The sequence below is a fragment of the Paracoccus marinaquae genome, assembly GCF_018860165.1.
GTDB lineage: Bacteria > Pseudomonadota > Alphaproteobacteria > Rhodobacterales > Rhodobacteraceae > Paracoccus > Paracoccus marinaquae.
This window is the reverse complement of the sequence record NZ_JAHKNG010000011.1, coordinates 89,197-109,731: the sequence shown is the minus strand read 5'-3', so window position 1 is coordinate 109,731 and position 20,535 is coordinate 89,197. Positions and strand designations below refer to the sequence as shown.

At 67.8% G+C, this 20,535-nt stretch carries 22 protein-coding genes and 1 tRNA gene; 11 read left to right on the top strand and 12 right to left on the bottom strand.

Translation table 11 applies throughout. The annotated features are described in order from the left end of the window. The 5 genes from KNW02_RS08725 to KNW02_RS08705 all read left to right on the top strand — a co-directional run. The coding region (locus KNW02_RS08725) for an L-serine ammonia-lyase, iron-sulfur-dependent, subunit alpha (protein ID WP_216032885.1) at positions 1–126 on the top strand (126 nt) is incomplete at its 5' end. A gap of 403 nt (positions 127–529) precedes the next feature. After that, positions 530–1,507 (top strand): N-acetyl-gamma-glutamyl-phosphate reductase, encoded by a 978-nt coding sequence (gene argC / locus KNW02_RS08720; RefSeq protein WP_216032874.1) that lies wholly within the window; start codon positions 530–532, stop codon positions 1,505–1,507. Positions 1,508–1,806: 299 nt separating this feature from the next. Beyond that, positions 1,807–2,622 carry a COG3650 family protein gene (locus tag KNW02_RS08715; protein WP_216032873.1) on the top strand — a complete coding sequence of 272 codons (816 nt, stop codon included), beginning with the start codon at positions 1,807–1,809 and terminating at the stop codon, positions 2,620–2,622. Positions 2,623–2,741: 119 nt separating this feature from the next. Continuing rightward, the gene (locus tag KNW02_RS08710) at positions 2,742–4,955 is read left to right on the top strand and encodes a YjbH domain-containing protein (RefSeq protein WP_216032872.1); all 2,214 of its coding nucleotides are present in this window, start codon (positions 2,742–2,744) and stop codon (positions 4,953–4,955) included. Beyond that, entirely contained in the window at positions 4,952–5,605 is a 654-nt protein-coding gene (locus KNW02_RS08705; protein ID WP_216032871.1) for a YjbF family lipoprotein, read from the top strand. The genes KNW02_RS08710 and KNW02_RS08705 overlap by 4 nt, the downstream gene beginning before the upstream one ends. A 175-nt stretch (positions 5,606–5,780) precedes the next feature. Here KNW02_RS08705 and KNW02_RS08700 read toward each other — a convergent pair whose 3' ends face one another. From KNW02_RS08700 to KNW02_RS08685, 4 genes are all read right to left on the bottom strand, one after another. Then, positions 5,781–5,984: a hypothetical protein gene (locus KNW02_RS08700; RefSeq protein WP_431356749.1), complete on the bottom strand. Its 204-nt coding sequence runs from the start codon at positions 5,982–5,984 to the stop codon at positions 5,781–5,783. A 197-nt stretch (positions 5,985–6,181) separates the two neighbouring features. Further along, positions 6,182–6,964: a metal ABC transporter permease gene (locus KNW02_RS08695; RefSeq protein ID WP_216032869.1), complete on the bottom strand. Its 783-nt coding sequence runs from the start codon at positions 6,962–6,964 to the stop codon at positions 6,182–6,184. A gap of 17 nt (positions 6,965–6,981) precedes the next feature. Beyond that, the gene (locus KNW02_RS08690; protein ID WP_216032868.1) at positions 6,982–7,749 is read right to left on the bottom strand and encodes a metal ABC transporter ATP-binding protein; all 768 of its coding nucleotides are present in this window, start codon (positions 7,747–7,749) and stop codon (positions 6,982–6,984) included. After that, complete coding sequence (locus KNW02_RS08685; RefSeq protein ID WP_216032867.1) at positions 7,746–8,246, bottom strand: Fur family transcriptional regulator; 501 nt, start codon at positions 8,244–8,246, stop codon at positions 7,746–7,748. Before KNW02_RS08685 ends, KNW02_RS08690 begins: the two co-directional genes overlap by 4 nt. 87 nt (positions 8,247–8,333) lie before the next feature. On the opposite strand from KNW02_RS08685, the gene KNW02_RS08680 reads away from it, so the two are divergent. Both KNW02_RS08680 and hemP read left to right on the top strand, forming a co-directional pair. Then, entirely contained in the window at positions 8,334–9,263 is a 930-nt protein-coding gene (locus tag KNW02_RS08680) for a zinc ABC transporter substrate-binding protein (protein ID WP_216032866.1), read from the top strand. Positions 9,264–9,395: 132 nt separating this feature from the next. Continuing rightward, positions 9,396–9,572, top strand: coding sequence for a hemin uptake protein HemP (gene hemP, locus KNW02_RS08675; RefSeq protein WP_216032865.1), 177 nt, complete (start codon positions 9,396–9,398; stop codon positions 9,570–9,572). Positions 9,573–9,598: 26 nt separating this feature from the next. On the opposite strand, the gene KNW02_RS08670 is transcribed toward hemP, so the two are convergent. Continuing rightward, positions 9,599–11,197, bottom strand: a complete 1,599-nt coding sequence (locus KNW02_RS08670) for a pseudouridine synthase (RefSeq protein WP_216032864.1) — start codon at positions 11,195–11,197, stop codon at positions 9,599–9,601. A 120-nt stretch (positions 11,198–11,317) separates the two neighbouring features. On the opposite strand from KNW02_RS08670, the gene KNW02_RS08665 reads away from it, so the two are divergent. The 3 genes from KNW02_RS08665 to KNW02_RS08655 all read left to right on the top strand — a co-directional run bounded on the left by KNW02_RS08665 (position 11,318) and on the right by KNW02_RS08655 (position 12,479). Continuing rightward, positions 11,318–11,767: a nucleoside deaminase gene (locus KNW02_RS08665; RefSeq protein ID WP_216032863.1), complete on the top strand. Its 450-nt coding sequence runs from the start codon at positions 11,318–11,320 to the stop codon at positions 11,765–11,767. Further along, the gene (locus KNW02_RS08660) at positions 11,764–12,366 is read left to right on the top strand and encodes an HAD family hydrolase (RefSeq protein WP_216032862.1); all 603 of its coding nucleotides are present in this window, start codon (positions 11,764–11,766) and stop codon (positions 12,364–12,366) included. The genes KNW02_RS08665 and KNW02_RS08660 overlap by 4 nt, the downstream gene beginning before the upstream one ends. A 39-nt stretch (positions 12,367–12,405) precedes the next feature. Next, positions 12,406–12,479: transfer RNA gene (locus KNW02_RS08655), tRNA-Gly, on the top strand. Between the two features lie 250 nt (positions 12,480–12,729). Here the strand turns inward: KNW02_RS08655 and KNW02_RS08650 are convergent. The 6 genes from KNW02_RS08650 to pheT form a co-directional block, all read right to left on the bottom strand. Continuing rightward, positions 12,730–13,080 (bottom strand): MliC family protein, encoded by a 351-nt coding sequence (locus KNW02_RS08650; RefSeq protein WP_216032861.1) that lies wholly within the window; start codon positions 13,078–13,080, stop codon positions 12,730–12,732. Positions 13,081–13,204: 124 nt separating this feature from the next. Beyond that, a complete protein-coding gene (locus KNW02_RS08645; RefSeq protein ID WP_216032860.1) occupies positions 13,205–13,966 on the bottom strand; it encodes an ATP-binding cassette domain-containing protein in 762 nt (253 codons plus the stop codon). Continuing rightward, complete coding sequence (locus KNW02_RS08640) at positions 13,963–14,907, bottom strand: iron chelate uptake ABC transporter family permease subunit (RefSeq protein ID WP_216032859.1); 945 nt, start codon at positions 14,905–14,907, stop codon at positions 13,963–13,965. The genes KNW02_RS08645 and KNW02_RS08640 overlap by 4 nt, the downstream gene beginning before the upstream one ends. Next, a complete protein-coding gene (locus tag KNW02_RS08635; protein ID WP_216032858.1) occupies positions 14,904–15,863 on the bottom strand; it encodes an iron chelate uptake ABC transporter family permease subunit in 960 nt (319 codons plus the stop codon). The genes KNW02_RS08640 and KNW02_RS08635 overlap by 4 nt, the downstream gene beginning before the upstream one ends. A 1-nt stretch (position 15,864) precedes the next feature. Further along, positions 15,865–16,764, bottom strand: a complete 900-nt coding sequence (locus KNW02_RS08630; protein ID WP_216032857.1) for a siderophore ABC transporter substrate-binding protein — start codon at positions 16,762–16,764, stop codon at positions 15,865–15,867. Between the two features lie 185 nt (positions 16,765–16,949). After that, the gene (gene pheT, locus KNW02_RS08625; protein ID WP_216032856.1) at positions 16,950–19,337 is read right to left on the bottom strand and encodes a phenylalanine--tRNA ligase subunit beta; all 2,388 of its coding nucleotides are present in this window, start codon (positions 19,335–19,337) and stop codon (positions 16,950–16,952) included. Between the two features lie 396 nt (positions 19,338–19,733). On the opposite strand from pheT, the gene KNW02_RS08620 reads away from it, so the two are divergent. Beyond that, positions 19,734–20,054 (top strand): TM2 domain-containing protein, encoded by a 321-nt coding sequence (locus KNW02_RS08620; protein ID WP_216032855.1) that lies wholly within the window; start codon positions 19,734–19,736, stop codon positions 20,052–20,054. Between the two features lie 3 nt (positions 20,055–20,057). Here the strand turns inward: KNW02_RS08620 and KNW02_RS08615 are convergent, their stop codons facing one another. Next, complete coding sequence (locus KNW02_RS08615) at positions 20,058–20,468, bottom strand: DUF6173 family protein (RefSeq protein ID WP_216032854.1); 411 nt, start codon at positions 20,466–20,468, stop codon at positions 20,058–20,060. Between the last annotated feature and the right edge of the window lie 67 nt (positions 20,469–20,535).

Here is a 20,535-nt window from a genome sequence, read left to right as displayed (position 1 = left end):
GACGGCGACCATTTCGTGCCGCTGGACGCCGCGATCGAGACGATGCGCCAGACCGGCCGCGACATGAGCGAGAAATACAAGGAAACCTCGCTTGGCGGCCTGGCCGTCAATGTCCCGAACTGTTGATGTCAGTGTCCGTCAGAGATTTCCGGCTTTCTGTCAGGTTCCCGTATCAGTTGGCGTCTCATCTGAAATCACGCCACCTGTCAGTTTGCGCCCCTTGCGCGACATTCGCTCTGTTGACCAGACACACCCGGAAATCTCGCCATGAGCCAACATCCCGCTTGACCATGAGCACGGTTGCCGGCATTTCATCGCAGGATGTTCAGGAACCAAAACCTCTTCGATCGACGCCGACGCCGCGCACCGATGCTGCGGCTCTTCGGGCTGCGTGTCGATCAGTGTTCTTTGGCGTGATAATCGGCTTGCCATAATTATCGCCCGCCGGAGCACTTCCGACCCGCGTTCCTGACCCCCGCAGCCCTCGGCTCCGGGGGCTTTCTTTTTCCAATCATCGAAGGACATCATCATGGGTATTCGCGTCGGCATCGTCGGCATCAGCGGTTTTGGTGGCGGTGAGGCCCTGCGCCTGATTGCGGGCCATCCGTCATTCGAGCTTGTCTATGCAGCGGGCGAAGGCAGTGCTGGCTGCCGATTGATCGACCGCTACCCCGGTGTGCCGCACAAGCTCGCCGGACTGATGATCGAGAAATGGGACCCCGAGACTCTGCCAGAGCTCGACCTGCTCTTCGCCTCGCTGCCCACCGGTGCGTCGGCCGAGGCACTGTCGCGCGTTCGCGAGGAGGTGAAGATCGTCGATATCGGCGGCGACCACCGGTACGTTGACGGCTGGACATATGGCCTGGCGGACGTCTGGCCCGACCGGATCAGAGGCCAGAGCCGCGTTGCCAACCCCGGCTGTTTTCCCGCCGCGACGCTGAACGCCCTCGCGCCGCTTCTGGCCGGCAAGTTGATCGAGCCCGACAATATCGTGATCGATTCCAAGACCGGCATCTCGGGTGCGGGGCGTGGTGGCGGTGACAGCAAGTTCGGCTATGCCGAAAGCAACGAAAATCTACAGCCCTATGGCCTGCTCAAGCATGTCCACATGCCCGAAATGACCACGACGATCGAGCGCCTGAGCGGCGGCAGCGCCTCCGGGCTGGTGTTCACACCGCATCTGGTTCCGATGACCCGCGGCGTGCTTGTCACCATTTACTGCCGCGGCAACGCCACCACTCGGCAATGTGTCGACGCGGCCCAGAGCTTCTATGCAGACCGCCCATTCGTGCGCGTGACCGACAGGCCGCCGCAGACCAAATGGGCGACGGGCTCGAACCTCTCGTTCGTCAGCTATGCAGCCGACCCCGAGCGCAGGCTGGTGATCGCGATGGGTGTGGTCGACAATCTCGGCAAAGGCGCGGCGGGGCAAGCGGTGCAGAATGCGAACCTGATATGCGGGCTGTCCGAAACCGCAGGACTGGACCTGCCCCCTGTCTGGCCGTGATGCCCCGGCAGGATCGCATTTGTCTGGCCGCTCGCCATGTTGTGAGCGGCAGCTTTGTCCGCAGTGGGAACGCCCTCATTCGGACGACATGAGGGAACTCGAATTGGGGTTTGGGGTGCTTTTTCCTGACGCCCCGGCCCGCACGGCGAGAATTCAGCGACACACTGTGTCAAGAACTGCCGGCATCTGACCATAGCTACTGCGGCGATCTGTCGCCGCCGGTGGCGCGGAGCGCTTGCCCCCCGCGCCGGCCATTGCTAACGCTTGGCCGACAGTGATCCATAAGAAGAAGGCCGCCGATGTCTCCGCGTCTCGCACTCATCGCCCTCCTGACCCTGCCGCTGGCCGCCTGCGAGGGCACCGGGCTGCCCGGTCTCGGCGGGCAGGACGAAGTTCAGGCCGAAGGGCACAAGGGCCCGCCCGGCGTGTCCCCGCTGGAACAGCCCATCGAAACCGGCACCGCCGAGCCGCGCGCCGTCGCCACCGCCGAAGCCGCGACCTACAACACCGCCGCCTTCAGCGCCCGCGGGAACGAGCCCTTCTGGGCGGTTGACGCGTCAGGCGGCACCGCGATCTACAAGACCCCCGAAAACCAGAGCGGCCGCGCCATTCGCGTCAAGCGGATCGCCTTCGCCGAGGGGGTCGAATATGTCGGCATGCTGGGCGGCAGACCCTTCGCCCTGACCGTACGCGGCGCCGCCTGCCAGGACAGCATGTCGGGCGAGAAATTCCCGATGACTGCGACGCTGAAGGTCTCGGGCCGCACCGACCCGGGCTGCGCCGGCCCGGCCAGCGCCGAAGTGGCGGCGGCGGTTGCGGCGGTCAAGGCCCCCGCCCCGGCCGCGCCGCGCGCCGCTGCCCCGAAACCGGCATCGCCCCGCCCCGCCGCGCCGAAGCCTGCCGTGACACCGGCCGCAGCACCAGCACCGGCCCCCGCGCCGACCGAGGCTCCGGCCGCGGCCTCCCAGACCGAGCCGGCGACCCCGGCAGGCGACAGCACGACCGTCCCGGCTCCGGCCCTGCAACTGCCCTCGACGCCGCCGGCGGTCACGCCTGCCGCCGATGCCGCCGCAGAGCCCGCAGCCCCTGCGGACGCCGGCGCGGCCGGGCAGTGACGCCCGCCCGCCACCCGTGCGACCCAGATGACGCACTCGGCCGGTGAAATTCTGCCGGCGGGATGCAATCGCGCCGGCCCATGGCTATGATCCGGCCAAAGCTGAACAAGGAAGCGACGATGCGCCGATCCCTTATCATCCGCCGCCTGATGGCCACGACGCTGCCGGCGGCCATGGTGTTGGGCTCAGTCTCCTCGACCGCGGTGGCAGAGCCGCTGATCGCCCGCAACATGTCCTCCTTCGGCATGCCCGGAGGGATCGACACCCCGACCGCCGAGATGCTGCCCGACGGCACTCTGGGAGGAACGGTCTCCTATTCCGATTACGCGCTGCGCAACAACGTGACCTTCCAGGCCATGCCGCGCCTGACCACCGCCCTGCGCTATTCGCGGATCGATGGCATCAACGACCACAACGACCTCGGCCATATCTGGGACCGGTCGCTGGACCTGCGGCTGCTGCTGCTGGAACAGCAGGGCTGGCGTCCGGCGGTCGCGGTGGGGCTGATGGATTTCCTCGGCACCGGCGTCCATTCGGGCGAGTATCTGGTTGCAACGAAGGACATCACGCCGCAGCTGCGCGCCTCGGTCGGTCTTGGCTGGGGGGCGCTGGCCGGTCAGCCGCGCAGCATCGACATCCGCGACGAGGGCGGGACGCCGAAGGTCGAGGACTGGTTCTCGGGCACCCCCAAGCCCTTCGCCTCGCTCAACTGGCAGGTCAATGACCGGCTGAGCCTGGTGGCCGAATATTCCTATAACAATTACCGGGCCAGCTATACCAATGGCGACACCGTGTGGGAGATCCAGCAGGGTGAAGACGAACCCGGCAGCAACCTGAATCTGGGTGCCTATTACAGCTTTGGCCGCAGCTATCAGGTCGGCCTCTATACCATCGGCGGCGAGACGATCGGGGCGCAGTTCTCCTTCGCGCTGAACCCGCGCACCGCGCCCTATCCGTCCGGGCTCGAGAAGGCGCCGGCCCCGGTGCGGCCGCGCCCGAGCCGCACCTCCGACCCCGAGGGCTGGTCGGGCCAGTGGGCGGCGGATCCGACGGCGCAGCCGGCCATCCAGGCGGCGCTTGGCGATGCCCTGATGGAAGAGGGCATCGTGCTTGAGGGCATGGTCCTGACCGCGAACCGGGCCGAAGCCCGGATCGAGAACCAGCGCTATATCCAGCAGGCCGAGGCGATCGGCCGCACCGCCCGGCTGATGACCCGCGCGCTGCCGCCTTCGGTAGACACCTTGGTCATCACCTCGACGCCCGACGGCGTCCCGACCTCGTCGGTGACCCTGCGCCGGTCCGATGTCGAACGGCTGGAGAACAGCCCGGCCGGTGAAATCGCCGCAGTCGCGCAGATCAGCGATGCCGCCCCCCGCCCCCAGGGGCTGGTCTATTCGGATGAGCTCTATCCCGACTTCAGCTGGCGGCTTGGCCCCTATCTGGACCTTGGCCTGTTCGACCCCGACGATCCGCTGCGCTATGAGGTCGGCGCCGAGCTGAGCGGCATCTGGGAACTGGTTCCGGGTCTGGTCCTGACCGGCCGGGTGCGGCAGGGCTTCTTCGGCAATATCGACCAGCGCGGACCCGGCATCCCGCCCGAACTGAACGGCGGAGAACGCGGCGATCACTATACGCCGGAAGAATACGAATCCGATCCCTCGCTGGAGACGACCCCCGAGGGGGTGCCGCGCGTCCGTTCGGACACGCGGATGTATACCGGCAATTCCAGCCCGACCATTCCTGAGCTGACGCTGGCCTGGTATGCCAAGCCCACCGAGAACGTCTATACCCGGGTCACCGCCGGGCTTCTGGAACGGGCCTATGGCGGCATCTCGGCCGAGGTCATGTGGTGGCCGACCAGTTCGCCGCTGGCCCTCGGGGTCGAGGTCAACCGGGTCCGCAAGCGCGATTTCGACTCGCTGTTCTCGTTCCGCGACTACGAGGCCACCACCGCCTTCGTCTCGGCCTATTACCAGTTCGCCCAGGGCTATTCGGCCGAGCTCGACATCGGCCAGTACCTGGCCGGCGACAAGGGCGCGACCGTGACCCTGGCGCGCGAATTCGCCAATGGCTGGCGCGTCGGGGCCTATGTCACCAAGACCGATCTCAGCGCCGAGGAATTCGGCGAGGGCTCGTATGACAAGGGCATCATGCTGTCCCTGCCGCTGTCCTGGGCGACCGGCAAGCCGTCGCGCAACCGCGCCACCACCACCATCCGGTCGCTGTCACGCGATGGCGGCGCGCGGGTGGATGTCTCGGGACGCCTCTATGACACGCTGCGCGACAGCCATGAGGTCGAACTGTATCAAGGCTGGGGAAGGTTCTGGCGATGACGACGACACGCAACCGGATCCTGGCGGCAGCGCTGCTGCCGCTGCTGGCCGCCTGTGGAAGCGACACCGAGACCGGCGGCTCGCCCTGGGACGTCCTCGCCCGGACGGCCGTCGAGGCGGCGGCGGCGAAAACCGCGCCGGGCGCACCCGCGGCCCAGCCGAAATCGCCCGAGGAGGCGGCAGCGGAAGCCCTGCGGGTCAATCCGGGGCCGCTGATCCGGGCAAGCTTCGAGTTGCTGAACCAGAACCCGATCATGGCCATGGCCGGGCAGAACGGCGACATGCGCACCTACATGACCCCCGCCGAGGACGCGCTGATCCTGCGCAACGGCCTGCTGGTCGGGACCCGCGGGCTGGGCCAGGACCTGTCGGTGGCCGTCGCGCAGACCGAGCCGCTGATCCGCGCCGGGCGGGCCGGCAGCGGCCAGCGCACCATGTATTACTATACCGGCGATGGCCTCGAGCGGCCGCTGCAATTCGCCTGCACCGTGGGCGCGGGTCCGAAGCCCGGGGTCATGGTCGAGGATTGCGAGGGGCATGGCGCCAGCTTCCAGAACAGCTATCTGGTTCAGGGTGGCCAGGTGCCGGTGTCGCGGCAATGGATCGGCCCCGCGCTCGGCTATGTCACCATCCAGACCTTGCGGCCCTGAACGGCAAGCCCGTCCGGTTCTCGTCATCGAAACTTCGCAGCCGGCCCCGTTTGGGCCGGCTTTTTTTTCGTGGCGGGCGCCCCGGTCCCACGCCGGCAGGCGCGCAAAGGAAAAGGGCCGGCCCGAAGGCCGGCCCTTGTGAAACAGATCGGATTGGAGCCGATCCGTTCCGAAATCAGCTGTCGTCGTCGTCCGAAGCGACGGCGGCGATCACGCCCAGCAGCAGCAGGGCGGGAATGACGATACCAGCGTTCGACGACGCGGGCTCTTCTTCGACGACGATCGGCTCGACGTCGACGACGGGGGCAACATAGCCGCCAGCCAGAGCCGACGAAGCGGTCAGGCCGAGGACGGCAGCGAAGGTAGCGAATTTGGTCATGATCATGCTCCGTTTCGTTGAAGGCTGCCGTCTCCGGCAACATCGATGCGACAGTTACACAATCCCGAACGGTTGAAAAGCAGCATTAAATTAATTTCCCCCAGGGCTTGCCCGCACTGTTGCATATTGGCCAACAGATCCGCGGCAAACGGGTTCCGACTGCGACGATCGCGACACAAGTGTGCGACAAAGCTGAATTAAATGCGACGAAAAATCTGCCCGGCGGCGAAGAAAACCGCGGCGGCGGCGACGATCGAGGGGCCGGCCGGGCTGTCCAGTTGCAGGCTTGCCCAAAGCCCCGCCGCAACCGAGGCGGCAGCAATCAGCGCCGCGGCGGCGGCCATCCGCTCGGGCGTCGATGCCAGCCCGCGCGCGGCGGCGGCGGGCACGATCAGCATGGCCGAAATCAGCAGCGAGCCAACGACACGAATCGCCAGCGCGACGGTGACCGCCAGCGCCAGCGACAGCACCAGCCGCTCGACCTTCGGGTCGATCCCCGCCGCCATGGCCAGCTCTTCGTTGACCGTGGCCGTCACCAGCGACTGCCAGCGCCAGACCAGCAGCGCCAGAATCAGCCCGCCCCCGCCCCAGATCAGGGCCAGATCGGTGCCTCCGACGGCCAGGATATCGCCAAAAAGATAGCTGTTCAGATCGGCCCGGGCCGCGGGCACGAAGCTGATCGCAACGAGGCCGATGGCAAGGGCGGAATGGGCCAGCACGCCCAGCACCGTATCCATCGCCTGCCCGCGCGCGGCCAGCGCCGAGACCATCACCGCCACCGCCAGCGCGACGGCAAGCGTGCCGACATAGACCGACATGCCGAAGGCAAGGCTCAGCGCCACCCCCAGAATTGCCGCATGGGCGGTCGAATCGCCGAAATAGGCCATCCGGCGCCAGACCACGAAGCTGCCCAGCGGTCCGGCCACCACGGCCAGCCCCAGCCCTGCCAGCAGAGCGCGAATGAAGAAATCGTCCAGCATGTTCCCTGTCCTGCCGCTCAGGCGTGATGACCGTGATCCGCTCCATGCGGATGCGGGGTGCAGCCGTGGTCATGGTCGTGATCGTGATGATGGCGATACAGCGCCAGCGTGCCCTGCGCCTCGGTGCCGAACAGCGCGCGATAGGCCGGGGCCTCGCTGACATGTTCGGGGCTGCCCTCGCAGCAGACATGTCCGTTCAGGCAGACGACCCGGTCCGAGGCGCGCATCACCACCATCAAGTCGTGGCTGACCATCAGCACGGCGGCGCCGGTTTCGCGCCGGACATCCTCGATCAATTGGTAGAAGGCGACGATGCCGGGCTGGTCCAGCCCCTGGGTCGGTTCGTCCAGAACCAGCAGATTCGGGTCATGCAGCAGCGCCCGGGCCAGCAGCACACGCTGGAACTGCCCCCCCGACAACTGGGTCAGCTGCCGCCCCTCCAGCCCCGGGACGCCGGTGCGGGCCAGAACCGCCGTCGCTTCGGCGTCACCGATCCTCCGCGGCAGCGACAGAAACCGCCGCACGGTCATCGGCATCGCCGTATCCACCTGCACGCGCTGCGGCACATAGCCGATCCTGAGGCCGGGTCGGCGCAGCACCTGTCCGTCCGCCAGCGGCATATGGCCCAGCAAGGCCCGGACCAGCGAGGACTTGCCCGAGCCATTGGGGCCGACCACGGTCACGACCTCGCCCGGTTCGATGCGGAAATCGACCTCGCGCAGCACCGTCTCGGTGCTGCCGGGGCGATGAATGGTCAGGCCGCGCGCCTCGATCAGCGCCGTCATGCCGCCCCCTTCTCCGCGCAGGCCGCGCAAAGCCCGACCGCCTCGATCGTTGCCCGCTCGACGGCAAAACCCTGATCGCGGGCGATCCCCGACAGCAGGTCGCGCACCGATTCCGCCGACAGTTCGGCCAGCTTGTCGCAGGACCGGCAGATCAGGAAAGCCGGCACATGGTCCCGGTCCGGATGCAGGCAGGCCGCAAAGGCGTTCAGACGCTGCAGGCGATGCGCCAGCCCGTGCTGGACCAGGAATTCCAGCGCCCGATAGGCTACCGGGGGCTGCCGCCCGAAACCTTCGTCGGCCAGCCGGTCCAGCACCTCATAGGCCCCCATGGCGCGATGCGCCTCAAGCAGGATTTCCAGCGTGCGCCGTCGCACCGGCGTCAGTCGCGCACCCTGAGCCGCCACCAGTTCCTCGGCGGCATCCAGCGCCTGGGACTGGCAGGCATGGTGATCATGCGGCGTGAAGGCCGCGATGGTTGAGGAAGGGTCGTGGTTCAATTCATGTAACTCTATAACATATCAGTTGACTTGTTATCATATAACATAGAGAAGGACGCGGCCGCAACACGAACCGGAAAGACCACCATGCGCCAATTGTTCGCCGCGACCGCACTTCTCGCCACGACGTCCGCCGCCGGGGCCGCGCCGCCGCAGGTGCTGGCCGATACGCCGGTCGCGGCCTCGCTGGTCGCGCTTGTGTCGGGCGATCTTGCCCGGCCCGAAATCCTGCTGCCCGCCGGAAGCAGCGCCCATCACTACCAGATGCGCCCGTCGGATGCCGCGGCACTGCAATCGGCCGATCTTCTGGTCTGGTTCGGCCCGGAACTGACCCCGTGGCTGTCGAAGGCCGCAAGCGCCGGTGGGGGCGCTGATCTGGAACTGCTGCATGTCACGGGCACCCGGTTGCGCGGCTACGACCCCGATGAAGCGGCGGACGACCAGAATCATCCGCAGGATGACGCGGGCGACGATCATGACGGCCATGACCACGCGGGCACCGACCCGCATGCCTGGCTGAACCCGGCCAATGCCGGGCCATGGCTTGCCGCCATCGCAGCCCGGCTGTCCGAACTCGACCCCGGCAATGCCGGCACCTATTCCGCCAACGCCGAGGCGGCGGCCGGGGCCCTGGCCCGGATGGACGCCGAGATCGCGCGGGAACTGGCCCCCGTCCGCGGCCAGAGCTTCGTCGTCCTCCACGATGCCTACGGGTATTTCACCGATCACTATGAGTTGCCGCCCGCGATCGCGGTATCGCTGGGCGATGCCGCCGGCCCCTCGGCGGCACGCCTGACCGAGGTTCGGTCACGAATCGCGCAATCAGGTGCGGCCTGCGCCTTTCCCGAGCAGGCCCAGAATTCCAAGCTGATCAGGACCGCCATTGACGGCAGCGACGTGAGTCTGGGCAAGCCGCTGGACCCGTCCGGCACCGCACTTGCGGTCGGGCCGGGCCTCTACGAAGACCTGATCCGGACGATCGCCCGAACCCTGCTCGAATGCCTGTCAGCCCGGTGATCCGACCCGCATTTTCCGGCGTGCCGTGCCCAATTGCATCACCCGCATAATATCCGACTCTTTTACTTTGACTTTTCCGAGGAAACTTGTCAGCATTACGGCAGAGCGAACAGAAATCCCAAGAGGCCTTACATGACCGCGACCCGCCCCTCCGAATTCACGCGCCCCGCGACCAGCATCTTGGCGCGGATTCCGCAGCATGATGCCACGGAGCTGACGCGCGGCGGCAATCAGGCGATGATCCTGCTGGACGATCAGGTCTATCAGCTGCGCATCACCCGGGCGGGAAAACTGATCCTGACGAAATGAAAAAGGGCGCTTGACGCGCCCTTTCATCACTTTTGCGGCCCGCGCGGCGTACCGGACGGGCGACCGCCCGGCTTTCCCTGCGGCCTGCCGCCGGGACGTCCGGCGGGTTTGCCGAACGGCTTCCCTCCCTCGCGCCGCTTGCCTGCAAATCCGCCGGAATCGTCGCGCCTAGCGCCCTGACCGCGCGAATCCGCCCCCTTGAAACCGGGCTTTCCGCCGCCGCTGCGCGCCCCCGGCTTTCCGAAGCTCTTGCCGCCACCGGGCTTGCCCGCCGGGCGTCCGGCCCGCGCCTCCTGCCCCTCCTCGCGCTTGGCGGCAAAACTGCGGCGCGGACGGTCGCCCTGCTCGGCGCGTTCCGGGCGCGGACCACGCGGACGATCACCCTCGGACCAGGGCTTGCCTGCCCTTCCCTCCCCGGGCTTGCCGCGTCCGGTCCCAAAGCTGCGGCGCGGACGCTCACCCTGTTCGGCGCGTTCCGGACGCGGGCCGCGCGGACGGTCGCCCTCGGACCAGGGCTTGCCGGCCTTTCCATCCCCGGGCTTGCCGCGCCCGGCCCCAAAGCTGCGGCGCGGACGGTCACCCTGTTCCGCGCCTTCAGGACGCGGACCACGCGGGCGATCGCCCTCGGACCAGGGCTTGCCCGCCCGCGCCTGTCCGCCTGTTGCCTTCGGACCACTGCGAAAACCGCCGGAGCCCGCACCGGCGCGGGGTTCGCGGGCCGGACCGTCGCGGCGCGACGGGCGTTCCTCCCCCTCGCCAGCCTTGCGGAACGGACGGCGCCCTTCGCCCCGGTCGTCATCGCGGCGACGCGGCCCCTCGGCCCCGCGCGGGCGCAGTTCACGCTCTTTCTCGCCGGCCTCGCCGGTCAGCAGCCCGCCCAACTGGTCGCGCAGCACCCGGCGCTTGACCTCGGCCACCTCGTTCTTTTCCAGCCCGGTCAGCTTGAACGGCCCATAGCCGATGCGGATCAGCCGGTTCACCTGCAGGCCGACATGGGCCATGGCTCGGCGGATCTCGCGGTTGCGGCCCTCGCGGATGCCGACAGTCAGCCAGGCATTGGCGCCCTGCTGGCTGTCCAGCTTGATCTCCATCGGCGCGAATTCCTCGCCGTCGATGGTCGCCCCGCGGCGCAGCGGCGCGAAGGTCAGGTCACTGGGCGTGCCGTTCACCCGCACCCGATAGCGCCGCAGCCAGCCGGTCGCCGGCAGTTCCAGCCGCCGCTTCAACTCGCCGTCATTGGTCAGCAGCAGCAGGCCTTCCGAATTGAGGTCCAGCCGGCCGACGGTCATCACCCGCGGCAGATCGCGCGGCAGGGCGTCGAACACCGTCTGGCGGCCCTTCTCATCGGCTTCCGAGGTCACCAGGCCGATCGGCTTGTAGTAAAGCCACAGCCGCGTGTCCTGCTTTTCATCCAGCTTCTTGCCATCGACGACGATGCGGTCGGTGGGCAGCACGTCCAGCGCCGGGCTGTCGATCCGGGTGCCATTCACCGTCACCCGGCCCTCGACGATCATCCGCTCGGCCTCGCGGCGGCTGGCGATGCCGGCGCGCGCCATCACCTTGGCGATGCGGTCGGCCTCGGCCGGCTTCTCGGCGGAATCGGGGGTGTCTGAACTGTCGGTCATGGCGAATGTCTCCTGCGCATCGCTGCGGTGGCAAAGCCGGCCTTCTACGCGCTTGCACCGCTGGGGGGAAGGATTCTTTTGCCCGCTTGCGCCGCCCCCGCGCCCTTGCGACAAGCGGGCATGGCATTCACATCGCATATGGCCGCGGCTCTGGCCGAGGCGCGGGCCGCCGCGGATCGCGGCGAGGTGCCGGTGGGCGCCGTGCTGGTCGACCCCCATGGCCGGGTGGTGGCCGCCGCCGGAAACCGCACCCGCGAACTTTCCGATCCGACGGCGCATGCCGAGATCCTGGCGATCCGCGACGCCTGCGCCGCCGCCGGATCCGAGCGGCTGCCCGGCCACAGGCTGTGGGTGACACTGGAGCCCTGCCCGATGTGCGCCGCCGCCATCTCGGCCGCGCGGATAGCGACGCTGTATTACGCGGCCTCGGACCCGCGCATGGGCGGCGTGGCACATGGCGCGCGGGTCTTCGATCACCCGCAATGCCATCACCGCCCGCAGGTCTATGACGGCATCGATGCCGCGCCCGCCCGCGCCCTGCTGCAATCCTTTTTCGGGACACGCCGATGAAACATATCGTCTTCGACCTTGGCCAGGTGCTGATCCACTGGGCCCCCGAACGCGCTTTCGACGGACATTTCGAAAGTCCCGAGGCCCTGCGCGACTGGATGACGCGGATCGGCTTTCACGACTGGAACCGCCTTCAGGACGGCGGGCGCAGCCTGCGGGACGGGTTGGCCGCGGCCGGCGCCGCGCACGGGGCGGATGCCCGCCCGTTGCAGGGCTATGCCGAACGTTTCGGGGCCACGATCACCGAGGCCGTGCCCGGCAGTTGGGAGATTGCAGAGGCCTTGCGGCTTGCAGGCCACCGGCTGTTCGCGATCACCAACTGGGCGGCGGACAACTGGCCCGCCGCACTGGCGGGCTGGCCCCGGCTTGAAACCCTGTTCGAGGACATCGCGGTTTCGGGGATCGAGGGCCTGTTGAAACCCGGACCCGAAATCTATCTGACACTGACCGGGCGCAACGCCATCGCGCCGGGTGACTGCATCTTCATCGACGACAGCCCCGCCAATATCGACGGCGCGCGAGCCGTCGGCATGGACGCAATCCTGTTCACCGGCGCGCCGAACCTGCGCGCGGCACTGGCGCAGCGCGGCATCGGATAGCTTGCGCCGCGGCCCGGCCCCGCTTATACGAGGGGCCATGCGGGTGTAGCTCAATGGTAGAGCAGCAGCCTTCCAAGCTGAATACGTGGGTTCGATTCCCATCACCCGCTCCACCATCCTCATGAAACTTCAGTGGCTTGCGGAGTATTGTTTACGCACCCCGTCAGGCCATCAGGTTTTTGCCATGTTTTTCTGATACCTGACGAAAGGTGATCGGCGGCAAGGCGGTGACCGTTCCCGGGATGGCGACAGGCGCGACAAACGCGAATGGCTCACGCGCAAACGGAAACGTGGAAAAGGATAACTCGCCCCGGACACCCGATCCCGCGGCCTCGGCTCTGACGCGGATCGGGGCGAGGTTTTCTACTGCTGACTGGCCTCGCATTCGAGGATCATTTTATCCGCGATGAGATCGGTCAGCATGGCCGTTTCGCCATCTGCCCACCATTCATATGGCCCGGAAACGTAGCGCGATCCCGATGCGGCCACCACCCCGGCAAACACGCGTTCCGCGCCCTCAACCGGCAGAAGCGCCAGGGCATTGGCCTCGGAGGTTATGTATTTCACCGCAAGGGTCGTGTCGGGGCCGCAGTCATAGGTGGTGGTCGCAACATCGGCCCCATCAAGATCAAAGGTAATCGCAAGCGAGGTATCAGCCATCGCTGACGCAGATGGCAGGGTCAGGATGGCGGCGATCATGATGGTATTGCGCATGGTTTTCTTCCTTTACCTTTGTGAATCGGTGCTGTCGCAGCGATAACCTGTCTGAAGCTGACGGTTAGTTCCGGGAACGTCCAGAGCCAACCGTCAGCCGGTCGATCCTTCCCGACCCATGCGCTCAGACCGGTAGCACCACCGGCCGGCCGCGGCATTCATCGACCGCAAGGCCGGTCTCGAACAGCGCGCTGAGTGCCTCGGTGGTCATTACCTCGGGCCGCGGTCCCGAACGCACCAGCCGGCCGTCGCGCAACGTGACCACCCAATCGGCATAGCGCGCGGCCATGCCCAGATCGTGCAGCACGATGACCACGCCGCGTGCGCCCTCGCCGGGGCGTGACAGGCGGTGCAGCCGTTCCATGATGTCGCGGGCATAGCGCGGATCCAGCGCCGAAAGCGGCTCGTCCAGCAGCATCCAGGGCGTCGCCTGGGCGTGGGCCATTGCGACATAGGCGCGCTGGCGCTGGCCGCCCGACAGGCTGTCGAGGCTGCGATGTTCCAGTGCGCTCAGGTCGAAGACCCGCAGCGCCTCGTCGACGTGATCGCGATCCTCCTGCCGGGGCCGGCCGCGGTGATGCGGCCAGCGCCCGAAACCGATCAGGTCGCGGACGCTCAGCCGCGGGACCAGCAGCGGGTTCTGGGTCAGCAGCGCGACACGAAGCGCCCGTTCGGCCGGGCGGGCGGAGGCGATGTCGATGCCGTTGACCAGCACCCGCCCCGCGGCCGGCGGCAGCAGCCCGGCCAGCCCGTGCAGCAGCGTGGACTTGCCGGCACCGTTGGGGCCGATCAGCGCCGTGAGGCCGGTCGCGGGGATGGTCGTCTCGACCCCGGTCAGGATCGGCTGGCCGTCGCGCTGCAGGGTCAGGTTCTCGATCTGGATCATCCGGTGCGCCTTTTCAGCACGAGGGCAAGGAACAGCAGGCCGCCGAAGAACTCGACGATGACGGCCAGCGTGGATTGCAGGCCCAGAAGCCGCTCGAAGACGAACTGCCCGGCCACGAGGATCAGGGCGCCGGTCAGGGCGGCGGCGGGGATCAGCAGGCGATGTTCGTGCCGCCGGATCGCCGCCGCCCCCAGCGAGGCGGCCAGCAGCCCGAGAAAGGTCATCGGCCCGGCCAGCGCCGTCGCCACCGCGACCAGCACCGAAATCAGGCCAAGCGTCGCCAGGGCCAGCCGGCCGTGATCGACCCCCAGAGACAGCGCGGCGGTGCGCCCCAGTGCGGCCACATCCAGCGCCGGCGCCAGCCACAAGGACAGCGCCAGAGCGGCCAGAAAGACCGGCAGCGCGATCGCCAGCATCAGCGGATCGACACCGGCGAAGGTGGCAAAGCTGGCCTGCTGGACGATGGCGAATTCCGAGGGGTCCAGAATGCGCTGCATGAACCCCGCCAGCCCGCGCATCAGCACGCCGAAGATCACCCCGGTCAGCACCAGCTTGGTCATGTCATCCGCGTCCCGGCGCAGCACCCAGCCGAACAGCAGCATCGCGGCGCCGGTCAGGCAGGCAGTCTCGATCAGGAATTTCGGAATCGGCGGCAGCCCCGCATAGCCCGCCCCGCCAAGCGTCAGCACCAGCGTCGTCTGCAGCAGCACGAAAAGCGAATCGAAGCCGACGATGCCGGGGGTCAGAAGCCGGTTGGTGGTCACGGTCTGGAACATCACCGTGGCCGCGCCGACCGATCCGCCGACCAGCAGCAGCGCCGCCAGCTTGGTCGAGCGCAGCGACAGGATGAAGCCCTGCGGCGCGCGCAGCCCCCAGAACAGGAACAGGGCGACGCCCAAGGCCAGCGCGGCCGACAGAAGGCCAAGTCTGCGCAGGGTCACGTCCGCCCCGCCTGCCGCGGCGCCGCATGGATCAGCCACAGGAACAGCCCCGCCCCGGCCACCGCGAAAATGGTCGAGGCCGGGATCTCGTAGGGCCAGCGGATCACCCGCCCGAGGATATCGGCGGCCAGCATCAGGGCCGCGCCCAGAAGCGCGATCAAGGGCAGGTTGGCGCGCAGGTTGTCGCCACGCCAGCGCGAGACGAGATTGGGAACGATCAGGCCCACGAACGGCATCGCCCCGACCGTCACCACCACCGCCGCGATGGTGGCCGAGACGATGCCCAGCCCCAGAAGCAGCGTCTGCCGGGCGTTCAGCCCCAGGCTGCGGGCGTGATCCTCGCCCATGCCCAGCAGGGTGATCCGGTCGGCGGCAAGGTACAGAAGCCCGCCCAGAGCCGCGATCAGCCACAGCAGCTCATAGCGCCCGCGCAGCACGCCCGAGAATTCGCCCGTCTGCCAGCTGCCCAGATACTGCACCAGATCGGCGTTCCAGGCGATCCATGTGGCGCCCGAGCCAAGGATTCCGCCGGTGCCCAGCACGCCGCCATAGATCATCCCGACCAGCGGCAGCAGCATCGGGTCCTGCCGCGGCACATGCTGCGCCAGCAGCAGAAATCCGAGGGTCCCGATCAGGGCCGCCAGCGACGCGACGGCCATCTTGACCATCAGCGGCGAAGCCGGCGCCAGCAGCGTGATCAGCAGAAGCCCGATCATCGCCGCCTCGGGCGTTCCGGTCAGCCCCGGCTCGACCAGCCGGTTCTGCACCGCCAGTTGCACCACCGCGCCGCTCAGCGCCAGCCCCGCCCCGGCCAGAAGCGCGGCGAGGGTGCGGGGAATGCGGCTGACCGACATGACCACCCCGGAATCAAGCCCGCCCCCCGGACCGGCGGCCCCGATCATCAGGCTCAGCAGGACCAGCAGCAGCAGGCAGAGGGTGATCGCGGCAAGGCGCATCTCAACTGCCGGCGGCGGAAAAGGCGTCGATCACAAGGCCCAGCGTGATCATCACCGACTGAAAACCGCCATCGGCCAGATACAGGGCGGCGCTGTCCAGATAGACGATCTGGCCGCTTCGGCCCGCCGTCGTCGCCGCGATCAGCGGATTGTCCAGCGTGGCCGAGGCCGCCTCGCCCCCCTGACCGACCGCGGCACCGCGATCGATCACCAGCAGCCAGTCGGGATCGGCATCGGCGACGAATTCGAAGGACACGGCCTCGCCATGCGTGTTCTCGGCCAGATCGGCATGCGCCTCGGGCAGGTCCAGCCGCTGATGCAGCCAGCCAAAGCGCGAATTGGCCCCGAAGACCGAAATCTTGCTGCCATTGGTCATCAGGATCATCGCATCGCCCTTGCCCGCGACCGCGTCCCGGGCCTCGGTGATGCGGCGGTTCAGCCGTGCCTCCAGTTCAGCGGCCTCATCGGACCTGTCGAAGATCGCGCCATAGGCCGCGATCCGGGCCTGGGCCTCGGCGACCAGGTCGGCGCCCGAAATCGTCATGTCGATGGTCGGCGCGATGGCCGAAAGCGGCTCGACCTGCGTCTGCGACCGCCCGCCGGCTATGATCAGCTGCGGCGCCATGGCGGCCAGCGCCTCGAAATCCGGCTCGAACAGGGTGCCGATGCCGGCGCCATCGGCCATTACCTCATCCAGATAGGCGGGGGGCTGGAATTCGGGAACGCCATCCACCTTGACCCCCAGAGCCGCCAGCGTGTCGATGGCGGCCATGTCCAGCACCGCCACGGGCTGCGGCGCCTGTTCGACGCGGGCCTCACCGGTCGCGGTCGCGATGCTGACCTCGGCCGCGCCAACGGTGCCCGGAATGGCCAGAGCCACCGCGCAGATCAATGCCCTCATCTTCTTCTCCTTGCCGGTCAGGATGTTGCGCCCGATTGCCTGCGGGTCGCCGCGAACAGCCGACTAAAAACCTCAGAATATCCGGAGATGCAAGACGGCATCGGCGCGCATCCTGACCCCGGGCGAAGCAGAGGCCCGCCATGTCGCCATGGCGGGCCTGTTAAAGCTGCGGGGCGGCAGCGGTTTCAGCTGCGCAGGACGCCGCCCGTGGCCTTCTGGACCTTCTCGACGATCTTCCGGCTGACCGCCTCGATCTCGGCATCGGTCAGGGTCCTGTCGCGCGGTTGCAGCCGGGCGGTGATGGCGATGGACTTCTTGCCACCTTCCAGTCCGGTGAACTGGTCGAAGACCGTCACCCGCTCGATCAATGCCTTGTCGGCACCCTGCGCGGCATTGACCAGCGCCAGGGCCTCGACCTGCCCGTCCACGACGAAGGCGAAGTCACGCTCGACCGCCTGCAGTTCCGAGATATCAAGCGCCGGCCGGCTTGCCATCTGCGACTTCGGGAAAGGCACATTGGCGATGCGGATGGTAAAGGCCACGGCGGAACCCTTCACGTCGAGATCGCGCAGCACCTTTGGATGGACCTCGCCGAAACTGGCCAGCACATTCGGGCCAAGCGCGATATTGCCCGCCCGGCCCGGATGCCACCAGCCGTCCAGCTTGCGGTTGATCTGCGCCCGGGCGGGCGCCCCGATCGCCGCCAGCACCGCCTCGGCATCGGCCTTGGCATCGTAGAGATCGACCTTGCGGCGACTGCCGAAGGGATCGCGCGCGGCACTGGCGCCGACCAGAAGGCCGGTCAGCTGCGTGGCCTGCTCGCCCGGCTCGCCGCCGGCGAAGACCGGGCCGATCTCGAACAGGGCAAGATCGGCGAATCCGCGCGCCTGATTGCGGGCGGCAGCGGCCAGAAGCCCGGGCAGCAGGTCGGGCCGCAGATGCGTCATCTCGCTGCTGATCGGATTTTCCACCCGGACGGCATCGGCGCCGCCACCGAACAGGGTCGCCGCCGCCTGGTCGATGAAGCTGTAGGTGACGCATTCGTTATAGCCCAGGGCCGCGGCCTGACGGCGGGCCGCCTTCTCGCGGATCTGCAACGGCGTCAGGATCGGCTTCGGCACGCCGGGCTGCGGGCGCGGCAGCGGCTTGCCCTCAAGCCGGGTCAGGCTGGCGATGCGGGCGATTTCCTCGACCAGATCGGCCTCGCCCAGAATGTCGGGGCGCCAGCTTGGCACCTGCGCCATGTCGCCCTCCATCCGGAAGCCCAGGGCCTCCAGCGTGGCGCGCTGCGTCGCCTCGGGGATGTCGAGGCCGACAAGGCTGGCGGTGCGGGCCGGGTTCAGCCGATAGGCACGGTCGCTGGCGGGAACGGCGCCGGCGGTGACAACCTCGGACGCCTCACCGCCGCACAGGTCGATGACCATTTGCGTTGCCAGATCAAGACCATGCAGCGTGAAATTCGGGTCGATTCCACGCTCGAAGCGATAGCGGGCATCCGAGTTGACGCGCAGCGCCCGGCCGGTCGCGGCGGTGCTGATCGGGTCGAAATAGGCCGCCTCGATGAAGACATCCGTGGTCGCCCCGGTCGAGCCCGAGGCCACGCCGCCCATGATGCCGGCGATGCTTTCGGGGCCGTTCTCGTCGCAGATGACGACCGCGCCCTCGGGCATGGCATAGGTCTTGTCGTCCAGCGCGACGATCTGTTCGCCCTCGCGCGCGGCGCGCAGGGTCAGATCGCCGCTGACCCTGGCCGCGTCGAAGACATGCAGCGGGCGGTTGAGGTCATAGGTGAAGAAATTGGTGATATCGACCAGGGCGCTGATCGGCCGCAGCCCGATCGCCCTCAGGCGTTTCTGCAGCCAGGCGGGGCTGGGGCCGTTGCTGACGCCGCGCACCAGACGACCACTGAAGAACGGCACCTTTTCAGCGACTTCCGGCGAGATCGTGACCTTGACCGGACAGGGAAATTTGGCCTCGACCTCAGCCGCGCGGAGGGGTTTCAGGCTGCCCAGACCGCGCGCGGCCAGATCGCGGGCGATGCCGCGGACGCCAAGCGCGTCGGGGCGGTTCGGGGTGATCTTGATATAGATCATCGGGTCGATCCTGTCGGGCGCGTTCGCGGCCAGCCAGTCGGTGAAGCGCTGGCCGACCTCGCCCGAGGGCAGTTCGATGATGCCGTCATGTTCGTCCGACAGTTCCAGCTCGCGCTCGGAAGCCATCATGCCGTGGCTTTCGACGCCGCGGATCCGGCCGACGCCCAGCGTGGTGTCGATGCCGGGGACGTAATCGCCGGGCTTGGCGAGAACCACGGTGATGCCCGCACGCGCGTTGGGGGCGCCGCAGACGATCTGTTTCTCGCCCTCGTCGGTCAGCACGCGGCAGACCCGCAGCCGGTCGGCATCGGGATGCGGTTCGGCCTGCAACACCTTGGCGAGAGTGAAGGTTTTCAGCCTGGAGGCGGGATCGGCGACCTCTTCGACCTCGAGGCCGAGATCGGTCAGGGCCTCGGTGATCTGGGCGAGGCTTGCGGGGGTGTCGAGATGTTCCCTGAGCCAGGAAAGGGTGAATTTCATGTCGCAGACTTCCGTTCGGGCCGGCACCCGGGTTGGGCTTTCGCCCGGTTCCTAGCGCAAGGCGGCGGGGATTGGTAGGGGCCGGGTGTTGCGCGCGGGGCGGCGGCGCGCGGGCCGGGGCGGGCGGGGCCAGCATCTGCAGCCTTTGCGGCTGTTCCGCGCGTGCACCGGGGGCGCACCGCGCCTGCACAGGCTGTACACAGCTTGCGCACGCTGTTGGGCGCGATTGCGCAACGGGCGGGTCTTCGCGTCCCGCGATGGCCGGGGGCTCTGTCCCCGGACCCCCGAGGTATTTGGGAAGAGTGCGAGGGGGCGGTCTTGCGCGGGGGCTGACGGTTCCTATCTGAAAAAGGCGGGGCCACGAGGCCGCCGGGCAACAGCGAGGATGAGCGAGAGATGGGTGTTGAGCAGCAACTGCTGATCGAGCAGCGGGTGACGAACGAGGCGAGATCGCCCTTTGTCGCCTATCTGCTGGCGATCCTGCTGTGGGGCTTTGGCGCGCACCGGTTCTATCTTGGCCGCTACATGAGCGGCTTCATCATGCTGGCGCTGTGGGGGATCGGCTGGCTGACCGCGCCGATCCTGATCGGCTGGCTGCCGATCGCGCTGGTCGCCGTCTGGATGGTGGTCGATCTGTTCCTGATCCCCGGCATGATCCGCGAGGACCAGGCGGTGCTGCGGCAGCAGCTGGCGGCCGAGCTGGCGGGCTTTCGCTGAGACCTAGAGTTCGGCGCCGAAGCCGATGCGATAGGGGGCCTGATCGGCAGGCGGCGGCACCGCGATCAGCAGGAAGTTCAGCTGCGAGATATGCTGGATGATGGCGACCTGCTTGTCGCCGTCGAGCATGCCGTAGAATTCGATGATATTGGGGTTCCTGAAGCCCATGCCGCGCACATGCAGGGCGCGGCCGCCGAAATCGGCCAGATGCAGGCCAAGCTCGTGATCCTCGGGCAGATCGGCCTGGAACTGCTTTACCCGGCCGATGATATGATCGAAGACCTGTTCGGCGGCGGTCAGCACGGCGGCCTGTTCGGCCTCGTCGCAGATCGCGGTATTGGGCGCGACGGCGGGCAGATCGGCCGGCAGGTCGGCAGGCTTCGCCTTGCTTTTGCCCTTGGGTTTTCTGGTCATCGGCTGGCCCCGTCCCTGAATGATCCCCCCCGCATGGGCCGGGGGTTTCAGCAGTAGCATCTTCCCG

Coding starts and splice junctions, on each gene's coding strand:
- argC (WP_216032874.1), top strand. CDS start 530: ATGGGTATTCGCGTCGGCATCGTCGGCATCAGCGGTTTTGGTGGCGGT.
- KNW02_RS08715 (WP_216032873.1), top strand. CDS start 1,807: ATGTCTCCGCGTCTCGCACTCATCGCCCTCCTGACCCTGCCGCTGGCC.
- KNW02_RS08710 (WP_216032872.1), top strand. CDS start 2,742: ATGCGCCGATCCCTTATCATCCGCCGCCTGATGGCCACGACGCTGCCG.
- KNW02_RS08705 (WP_216032871.1), top strand. CDS start 4,952: ATGACGACGACACGCAACCGGATCCTGGCGGCAGCGCTGCTGCCGCTG.
- KNW02_RS08700 (WP_431356749.1), bottom strand. CDS start 5,984: ATGACCAAATTCGCTACCTTCGCTGCCGTCCTCGGCCTGACCGCTTCG.
- KNW02_RS08695 (WP_216032869.1), bottom strand. CDS start 6,964: ATGCTGGACGATTTCTTCATTCGCGCTCTGCTGGCAGGGCTGGGGCTG.
- KNW02_RS08690 (WP_216032868.1), bottom strand. CDS start 7,749: ATGACGGCGCTGATCGAGGCGCGCGGCCTGACCATTCATCGCCCCGGC.
- KNW02_RS08680 (WP_216032866.1), top strand. CDS start 8,334: ATGCGCCAATTGTTCGCCGCGACCGCACTTCTCGCCACGACGTCCGCC.
- hemP (WP_216032865.1), top strand. CDS start 9,396: ATGACCGCGACCCGCCCCTCCGAATTCACGCGCCCCGCGACCAGCATC.
- KNW02_RS08670 (WP_216032864.1), bottom strand. CDS start 11,197: ATGACCGACAGTTCAGACACCCCCGATTCCGCCGAGAAGCCGGCCGAG.
- KNW02_RS08665 (WP_216032863.1), top strand. CDS start 11,318: ATGGCATTCACATCGCATATGGCCGCGGCTCTGGCCGAGGCGCGGGCC.
- KNW02_RS08660 (WP_216032862.1), top strand. CDS start 11,764: ATGAAACATATCGTCTTCGACCTTGGCCAGGTGCTGATCCACTGGGCC.
- KNW02_RS08650 (WP_216032861.1), bottom strand. CDS start 13,080: ATGCGCAATACCATCATGATCGCCGCCATCCTGACCCTGCCATCTGCG.
- KNW02_RS08645 (WP_216032860.1), bottom strand. CDS start 13,966: ATGATCCAGATCGAGAACCTGACCCTGCAGCGCGACGGCCAGCCGATC.
- KNW02_RS08635 (WP_216032858.1), bottom strand. CDS start 15,863: ATGCGCCTTGCCGCGATCACCCTCTGCCTGCTGCTGCTGGTCCTGCTG.
- KNW02_RS08630 (WP_216032857.1), bottom strand. CDS start 16,764: ATGAGGGCATTGATCTGCGCGGTGGCTCTGGCCATTCCGGGCACCGTT.
- pheT (WP_216032856.1), bottom strand. CDS start 19,337: ATGAAATTCACCCTTTCCTGGCTCAGGGAACATCTCGACACCCCCGCA.
- KNW02_RS08620 (WP_216032855.1), top strand. CDS start 19,734: ATGGGTGTTGAGCAGCAACTGCTGATCGAGCAGCGGGTGACGAACGAG.
- KNW02_RS08615 (WP_216032854.1), bottom strand. CDS start 20,468: ATGACCAGAAAACCCAAGGGCAAAAGCAAGGCGAAGCCTGCCGACCTG.